This window comes from Streptomyces sp. MB09-02B, from assembly GCF_033794485.1.
Lineage (GTDB): Bacteria > Actinomycetota > Actinomycetes > Streptomycetales > Streptomycetaceae > Streptomyces.
Genome location: NZ_JARGEE010000001.1, coordinates 119908 through 127136 on the forward strand (window position 1 = coordinate 119908; position 7229 = coordinate 127136).

Genomic DNA, 7229 nt, shown 5'->3' on the forward strand with positions numbered 1-7229 from the left:
CGGCACCGGCACCCCACCGGCACCCCACCGGCACCCCACCCCTCGCCGCGCCTCGCGGCCGACGAGCCCGGCACCACCGCGTGCACCTCAGAAGGAGGAACTGTGCAACGAAGCACATGGAGAAAGACACTGGGCACCTTCGCCGCGGCGTCCGCGCTGATGGCCGTACCGGCCTCCGGCGCACAGGCGTACAACCCCACGGGCGGCACCCTGTACCAGCTCGGCAGCGAACCATGCCTGAAGGGGCGCGGCAACTGCGCGGTCTACCCCAAGTCGGCGCAGTTGCCGAGCGGGCGCCTGGTGGCCGCGTTCGAGAAGTCCACCGTCGTGACGGAGACGGGCAGCGCCGACAAGCAGACGCTCCCCGTTCACAAGAGCGACGACGACGGCACGTCCTGGCAACCGCTGTCGGAGGTCAAGGCCCCGGCGTACCTCTCCGGCGACGCCAAGTACGCGAAGTACACCAGCAATTGGACCAACCCGTATCTCTACGTCCTTCCCCAGGACGTCGGGGACCTGAAGCAGGGCACGCTGCTCCTCGCGACTGTGGTGTCGGGCGACGACGCCTACTACAAGGAGCGCAAGGCCGCCGACCCGAACTGGACTCCGACCAACGACGGTGACCGCAGGGACCTGGCGATCGCCCTGTACTCCAGCACCGACGACGGCGCGACCTGGAAGGTCCTCAACATCGTCGCGACCGGCGGCTGGCAGGGCGGCAGCGCGGGCGCGCTCGGGCAGAACATCGCCGCCGCGAACACGAACAAGCAGGTGGACCCGCTCTGGGAGCCGTACCTGATGGTCCACAAGGGTCAACTCGTCTGCTATTACTCCGACGAGAACGACTACACGGGCTTCAACGCGACCACCGGCGTCCCGACCCTCGACCCCGCCAACGCCACCGCCAAGGACTCGCTCGGCCAGATCCTCGTGCACAGGACCTGGGACGGCCGCGGCGCGAACTGGAGCGCTCCCGTCGTCGACATCGCCGGACTGACCCAGGACATGGGGGGCGGGAAGACGGAGATCGGCGGCGGCCGGCCGGGTATGACCAACGTCGTCCGCACCACGGACGGCAAGTGGCTGCTCACCTACGAGTACTGGGGCGGCGGAGCCGACACGCGGTACCGGATCGCCGACGACCCGCTGAAGTTCCACACCGGCTCACCCACCGGAACGGGCGTCAACTCACTGCCGACGGACACCGGTTCCCGCGCTCTGTCGATGAGCGGCAGCCCGGTGATCATCCGGCTCCCCGGTGGCCGGCTGGTCTACAACGCGGCGGGCAGCGGCAACGTCTGGGTCAACGAGAGCGGACGCAGCGACGGGACGTGGAAGGAGTACCAGACCACCTCCCAGGCGGGCTACAGCCGCAGCCTCCAGTACGTGCAGGGCACCGGCCGCGTCTCGATCCTCAACAACCAGGGCACCTCCACGCTGAGGTTCGCGGAGGTCGACCTCGGCCACTCCGCCGGCGCCTACCACCAGTTGGTCAACCGCAGGACCGACCAGGTGATCGGCACCGGCAACAAGACCAACGACGCCAACATCGGCAACGGCGACGTGCCCGACGTACGCCTGGAGGCACCCGGCTCGGCGGCGAACGCGGACACCCAGTTCTGGCATGTGGTGACCGAACCCAACGGCGGTGTGACCCTGCTGAACAAGGCCGGTGGACGTGCGGCGGCCGTCTGGACCGGGAACGCGACGGCCGGGCAGAAGATCGGTCAGTGGGTGGACAACAGCGGCACCGGCAGCTGGAACCTCGTCAAAACCGCTGACGGCTTCTACAAGCTGCAGTCCGTCAAGAACACGAGTCTCTACCTGACCGGTGCGTCCGCCGGGGCCCCACTGACCCTGCAGACGGCGACGACGGACGGCTCGCAGGACTGGGAGCTGGTCCAGTGACGGCTTCCCCACACGCCGACAACCGCTGAGCAATTCGGGTGTCTACCTGTGGCAGAGCGGGGTGACCGCGGATCGGCCACGGTGCCCCTGACGGCAACTCGGCCACGGTCAGGAACCCGCCGTCGCAGGCCGGGAGGTGGCCGGTCGAAGGCGGACGCAGCACTGGCCGGGGCTGGGCTCCAGGCATGCCTGGAGGTCGTCCTCCTCGAGCCCCAGAAGGACGCCGCGAAGCAGGTGGAGGTTCATGCCGCAGACCGTCTGGGTGTGCAGGCGGGCGAGCGCGTGGAAGGGGCAGTTGCCCAGCACGATGGCCCCAGCGTCATGGCGGGGCTCGAACCCGTACCGCTCGAGCAGGTCGAAGACACCTGTCGCACCCGAGCTGTGCTCGCTCGCGAGCTGTTCGCCGAGCCGGTGGGCCGCGCGGTGCAGGACGGCGCCGGCCGGTTCTCCGGTGACTTCGGACTCCTCCACCGCCTGGGCGAGGAGCCGTCCGGCCAGCTCGTACCGACGCTCGGGCAGGCTGACCGTGACCTGCTTGGTGGAGCGCCTGTAGAGCTTGGCGGGCCTGCCCGCGCCCGGCCCGGTGCGGCCGCTGCGCCGCTCGTAGACCACGTCGAGCAGTGATTCGTCAGCCAGCCGATCCAGGTGGAAGGCCGCCGTCTGACGCGCCAGTCCGAGAGCGCCGGCGGCCTCGTCGCGGCTGACGGGCTCCGGCTGGCGCACGACATGGTCGTAGAGCCTCCTACGGGTCGGCTCGTCGAGAGCGGCGACGGCGGAGATGTCGGGGCGGGGTGCTTCCTGCGGGTCGTCCACGAACACCAGTGTAAAACCCACAGCCATTGACTAAAGAAGACTGACCGGCTTCTATTGCTAGTGAGAGTTGCCTATAGAAGGAGGACGCCATGTCGTCCGCGACCACAACCACCACGACCGCCACCACCCGGCGTCCCGTGTTCACCGACCCCGGCTACCAGGCGTTCGTCATCCTGCGCACGGGGTTCACCGTGGCGCCGATCCTGTTCGGGCTGGACAAGTTCACCAACCTGCTCGTGGACTGGCCCGCCTACCTGGCGCCGTGGATCGACGATGTCGTTCCGGGCAGCGCACAGGCCGCCATGTACGCCGTCGGTGTCATCGAGATCGTCGCGGGCATCGTCGTCGGCCTCGCACCGCGCTTCGGAGGCTGGCTGGTGGCCGGATGGCTCGCCGGGATCATCGTCAACCTGCTGAGCATCCCCGACCACTACGACATCGCGTTGCGCGACTTCGGCCTCCTGCTCGGCGCGGTGGCCCTCGCCCGGCTCGCCCAGCGCCATCACAGCGAGCGGCAGCCGCGCTGAAGCCCCTCGGCGGCGCACGGAAGCCGGTGGGATGGTGGTGTCATGGAGACCTTCAGTGGTTCTCCGGACCCATCGCCCGGCCCCGACCCCGGCCCCGACCTCTGGGCCGAGGGCTCGCGGACGGACGGCTACGTTCCGTTGCGCGAGTACGCGGTGATCGGCGACGGCCGCACCGCCGCCCTGGTCGCACGTGACGGGTCAGTGGACTGGCTGGGTCTGCCCGACCTGGACTCCCCCGCCGTGTTCGGCGCCCTCCTGGACGCCTCCGGCGGGGGCGGGTTCCGGCTCCAGCCGGTGGTGCCCTACCGGACAGAGCGCCGCTACCTGCCCGGCACCAATGTGCTGGAGACGACCTTCCTCACCCACACCGGCTCGGTGCGGGTCACCGACGCGCTCACCCTGCACGACGACACGGCCCTGACACCGATGCGGGAGCTGCTGCGGCGCGTCGAGGGGCTGTCCGGGTCCGTGCCGCTGCGTTGGAGCGTCGAACCCCGCTTCGCCTACGGCACCGACCGCACACGGGTCGGGCGGCGCGCGGGCGTCCCGGTGGCGACAGCCGGCAGCAGCGCTCTCGCCGTCCGCGCGTGGGATGCCGGCGAACCCGAGTGCCGCGAGGGCATGATCAGCGGCCGATTCGAGCTGCAACAGAGCCGGCGCGCCCTGATCGCGATGCCGTTCGCCGAACAGGAGCCACTCGTCCTGCCCGCCCGCCGGGAGTGCGAGGCCCGCCTGGACGGCACGAGCGCCGCGTGGCGGGGCTGGGTCGAGGGCCGCCCGTACACGGGGCGGTGGCATCAAGCCGTGATGCGCAGCCTGCTGGTCCTGAAGCTGCTCGTCCATGCCCCTTCCGGTGCGATCGCCGCCGCGGCGACGACTTCGCTGCCGGAGGAGATCGGCGGCGAACGCAACTGGGACTACCGATTCTCCTGGGTGCGCGACTCCGCCTTCACGCTGGCGGCCTTCCTGCGGCTGGGCTGCCCGGCGGAGGCGCACGCCTACTTCTGGTGGCTGATGCACGCCTCCCAGCTCACCCACCCCGACCTCAAGGTGCTGTACCGGCTGGACGGCGGCCGTCGCACCCCTGAGCGGACCCTGCCCTGGGAGGGCTACCGGCGCTCGGGGCCGGTCCGCATCGGCAACGCCGCGGTCGGCCAGGCACAGCTCGACATCTACGGCGAGCTGGTCCAGACCGCCTGGCTGTACGCCCAGGCCGCGGGACGGCTGGACGCGGACGTCGCACGACGCCTCGTGGAGCTCGCCGACCTCGTCTGCACGAGGTGGCAGCAACCGGATTCGGGGATCTGGGAGGTCCGCAGTCCACCCCGGCACTTCACCCAGTCCAAGATGATGTGCTGGGTCGCGCTCGACCGCGCCGCAGACCTCGCCCGCCGCGGGCTGGTCCCCGACCGGCATGTGGACCGCTGGCACGCCGCACGCGACGAGATCACCGCGTTCATCGAGACCCGCTGCTTCTCATCCGCCCGCGACAGCTACGTCCGCGCCGCCGACGGCGAGGACCTGGACGCCGCCGTCCTGCTGGGACCCCTCTACGGATACGGCGACGAGCGGCGCATACAGTCCACGATCACCACGCTGGCCCGCTACCTGCGTCACGGGCCGTACGTCGACCGCTATTCGGGAGAGGACGGACTCGCCGGCGGTGAGGGCGCCTTCCTCGCCTGCTCCTTCTGGCTCGCCGAATGCCTCGGCCGCACCGGCCGCCTTCCCCAGGCGATCGAGCTGATGGACGAGTTGGTCGGCCTGGCCAACGACGTCGGCCTCTACAGCGAGGAGATCGACCCCGCCACCGGCGATTTCCTGGGAAACCTTCCCCAGGGGCTGAGTCATCTTGCGCTGATCAGCGCCGCCGGCGCCATCACCGGGGCAAGCGGGGACGCATCGCGATGAGCGCGTGGTCGGCCGCTGCGGGAGCCTTCGTCGGCACACTGGCGCTCACCACGGCGCTGCGCGCCGCCAGCGAGCTGAGGCTGACCCGCATGGACCTGCCTTTCCTGCTCGGCACCGTGGTGACCGTCGACCGCACCCGCGCCAAGGCCATCGGTTACCTGCTGCATTTCCTCAACGGGCAGCTGTTCGGGTTCGGCTACTTCGCCGTCTTCCTCGCCATCGACCACAGCGGCTGGTGGCTGGGGGCCCTGTTCGGACTCGCCCACGGCCTGTTCGCCGGCACCGCACTGGTCAACATCCTGCTGCCGCTGGTCCACCCCCGCATGGGCAGCCCGCTGACCAGCGCCCCTGACGTGGCCCTGCTCGAACCTCCCGGCTTTCTGATGCGCAACTACGGACCCGGAACCCCCGCGGTCACCGTCCTCGCCCACGTCGGCTTCGGAGCGATCATCGGAGGCTTCACCGCCCTGCCGACGTGAGAGCGTCCGGTGCGCCCGGACCGCGCCCCGGAGTCCCACCAGCGCACCAACCGCGAAATCGCAACCGGACCCGCCGGTCCGCAGACACCCGACTCGGCCCGTCGGCCACTGCCCTACAGTCCTGGCCGCACCAGCATCACGCGAGAAACGACAGACGGACCTGGCGGTTGGGATTGTCCCTGTTGGTGTCCACCAGGCACACCGACTGCCAGGTCCCCAGTTCCAGCCTTCCGGCAATCACCGGGAGGGTGGCGTGGGGCGGGACGATGGCAGGGAGGACGTGGTCGCGGCCGTGGCCGGGGGTGCCGTGGCGGTGCTGCCAGCGGTCGTCGGCGGGCAGGAGGGTGCGCAGCGCGGCGAGGAGGTCGTCGTCGCTGCCGGCGCCCGTCTCGATGATGGCGATGCCGGCCGTGGCGTGCGGGACGAAGACGTTGAGGAGGCCGTCCCGGCCGGCAGCGGCCTCGCGGAGGAACGCCTCGCAGTCGTGGGTGAGGTCGACGACCCGCTCCTGGGGACCGGACGCGACGTTCAGTACTCGGGTGGTGAAGGCATCGGACATGGTTCCATTCTCGCGCACCGGGAAGGCGTCGACGGGGACCGCCGAGGCGAGAGCGACCGTTCGTGCCGGGAGTGGCACACCCGTTGCCATATGGCGTTCACTTCGCGAGACCTCGTTGACCGTGTGCGGACCGGCTGGCTGATTGCTCCTCATGTCGCGTTCAGCCCTGCTCACTTCGCGCGGTCACATCGACCTGCTGCGGGTGGCCTCCGCCGCGTGTCGCCGCGGCCGCTGACGGCTCCTCGACTCGTCCCCGGCGCCCCGGAACCTCCCTGACCCCGAAGCCACGCTGCGGGGCTGCGACCTGCGAAGCTGCGCTCACTGGGCTTCCTCCCTCCCCACTAGCTGGATTCCCGCCACAGGAGTCCTCGGAAGGCTGATGCCATGCCATCCACTCGCCCCGCCGTGCACGTCGAAGGGCTCACCCGATCCTTCCACGGCCGTGCCGTCCTCGACGGTCTTCAATCCGACCTCCGATACGGCGAGTTCGTGTCCCTGCTCGGCCGCAGCGGCTGCGGCAAGTCCACCCTTCTCCGTATCCTCGCCGGGCTCGACCGCGACACCTCGGGCACCGTCCTGGTTCCCCGCCGCAAGGCCGTCGTGGTCGAGGCACCGCGGTTGCTGCCGTGGCGGCGGGTGCGGCACAACGCCCTGCTCGGGCGGGCGACTGCCCGCGAACCCGAACTGCTCCTGCTCGACGAGCCGTTCGGCGCCCTCGACGCACCCGCCCGCGACAAGGCGAGGCGTCTGGTGGGCGAGTCGTGGCGTCGGCACGGCTGCGCGGTGACCTCGTCACGCACGACGTCGAGGAGGCGTTGCTGCTCTCCGACCGTGTCCTGGTGATGGACGAGGGCGTCGTCGTGCACGAGACGCCGGTCGCCCTGGACCGGTCCCGCGACATCGCCCACCCCCGCTTCGCCGAGCTGCGCGGCCAGCTCCTGGAGCGGCTGGGTGTCGACACCGCCGCAGAAGCCGCCTGAACGCCGTCGCCCCGACAGGAGCCGAGTCAGCTACCCCCACCGCGTCCACCCC

Annotated in this window: 7 protein-coding genes and 1 pseudogene; 6 read left to right on the forward strand and 2 right to left on the reverse strand. The window is 70.5% G+C overall.

Translation table 11 applies throughout. The features are described from left to right. Positions 1-159: 159 nt before the first annotated feature. Complete coding sequence (locus P1P70_RS00475) at positions 160-1908, forward strand: RICIN domain-containing protein (protein ID WP_319233575.1); 1749 nt, start codon at positions 160-162, stop codon at positions 1906-1908. Positions 1909-2016: 108 nt separating this feature from the next. Here P1P70_RS00475 and P1P70_RS00480 read toward each other — a convergent pair whose 3' ends face one another. Next, positions 2017-2727 (reverse strand): helix-turn-helix transcriptional regulator, encoded by a 711-nt coding sequence (locus P1P70_RS00480; RefSeq protein ID WP_319233577.1) that lies wholly within the window; start codon positions 2725-2727, stop codon positions 2017-2019. An 83-nt stretch (positions 2728-2810) separates the two neighbouring features. On the opposite strand from P1P70_RS00480, the gene P1P70_RS00485 reads away from it, so the two are divergent. From P1P70_RS00485 to P1P70_RS00495, 3 genes are read left to right on the forward strand one after another with little or no spacing between them, the layout of a single operon-like run. After that, the gene (locus P1P70_RS00485; RefSeq protein ID WP_319233556.1) at positions 2811-3248 is read left to right on the forward strand and encodes a DoxX family membrane protein; all 438 of its coding nucleotides are present in this window, start codon (positions 2811-2813) and stop codon (positions 3246-3248) included. 42 nt (positions 3249-3290) lie between these two features. After that, the gene (locus tag P1P70_RS00490; RefSeq protein ID WP_319233557.1) at positions 3291-5159 is read left to right on the forward strand and encodes a glycoside hydrolase family 15 protein; all 1869 of its coding nucleotides are present in this window, start codon (positions 3291-3293) and stop codon (positions 5157-5159) included. Then, on the forward strand, positions 5156-5638 hold the full coding sequence (locus P1P70_RS00495; RefSeq protein WP_319233559.1) for a hypothetical protein: 483 nt from the start codon (positions 5156-5158) through the stop codon (positions 5636-5638). The genes P1P70_RS00490 and P1P70_RS00495 overlap by 4 nt, the downstream gene beginning before the upstream one ends. A gap of 136 nt (positions 5639-5774) precedes the next feature. Here P1P70_RS00495 and P1P70_RS00500 read toward each other — a convergent pair whose 3' ends face one another. Further along, entirely contained in the window at positions 5775-6197 is a 423-nt protein-coding gene (locus P1P70_RS00500; protein ID WP_319233561.1) for a YjbQ family protein, read from the reverse strand. Between the two features lie 151 nt (positions 6198-6348). Here P1P70_RS00500 and P1P70_RS45630 point away from each other — a divergent pair, with 151 nt between their 5' ends. Both P1P70_RS45630 and P1P70_RS00505 read left to right on the forward strand, forming a co-directional pair. Then, on the forward strand, positions 6349-6432 hold the full coding sequence (locus tag P1P70_RS45630; protein WP_367821903.1) for a putative leader peptide: 84 nt from the start codon (positions 6349-6351) through the stop codon (positions 6430-6432). A gap of 149 nt (positions 6433-6581) precedes the next feature. Next, positions 6582-7177 (forward strand): annotated as a pseudogene (locus P1P70_RS00505) (ABC transporter ATP-binding protein). The last annotated feature ends 52 nt before the right edge of the window (positions 7178-7229 follow it).

Excerpts from the sequence above, each read along its gene's own strand:
- P1P70_RS00475 (WP_319233575.1), top strand. The coding sequence starts at position 160 with ATGGCCGTACCGGCCTCCGGCGCACAGGCGTACAACCCCACGGGCGGC.
- P1P70_RS00485 (WP_319233556.1), top strand. The coding sequence starts at position 2,811 with ATGTCGTCCGCGACCACAACCACCACGACCGCCACCACCCGGCGTCCC.
- P1P70_RS00490 (WP_319233557.1), top strand. The coding sequence starts at position 3,291 with ATGGAGACCTTCAGTGGTTCTCCGGACCCATCGCCCGGCCCCGACCCC.
- P1P70_RS00495 (WP_319233559.1), top strand. The coding sequence starts at position 5,156 with ATGAGCGCGTGGTCGGCCGCTGCGGGAGCCTTCGTCGGCACACTGGCG.
- P1P70_RS00500 (WP_319233561.1), bottom strand. The coding sequence starts at position 6,197 with ATGTCCGATGCCTTCACCACCCGAGTACTGAACGTCGCGTCCGGTCCC.
- P1P70_RS45630 (WP_367821903.1), top strand. The coding sequence starts at position 6,349 with ATGTCGCGTTCAGCCCTGCTCACTTCGCGCGGTCACATCGACCTGCTG.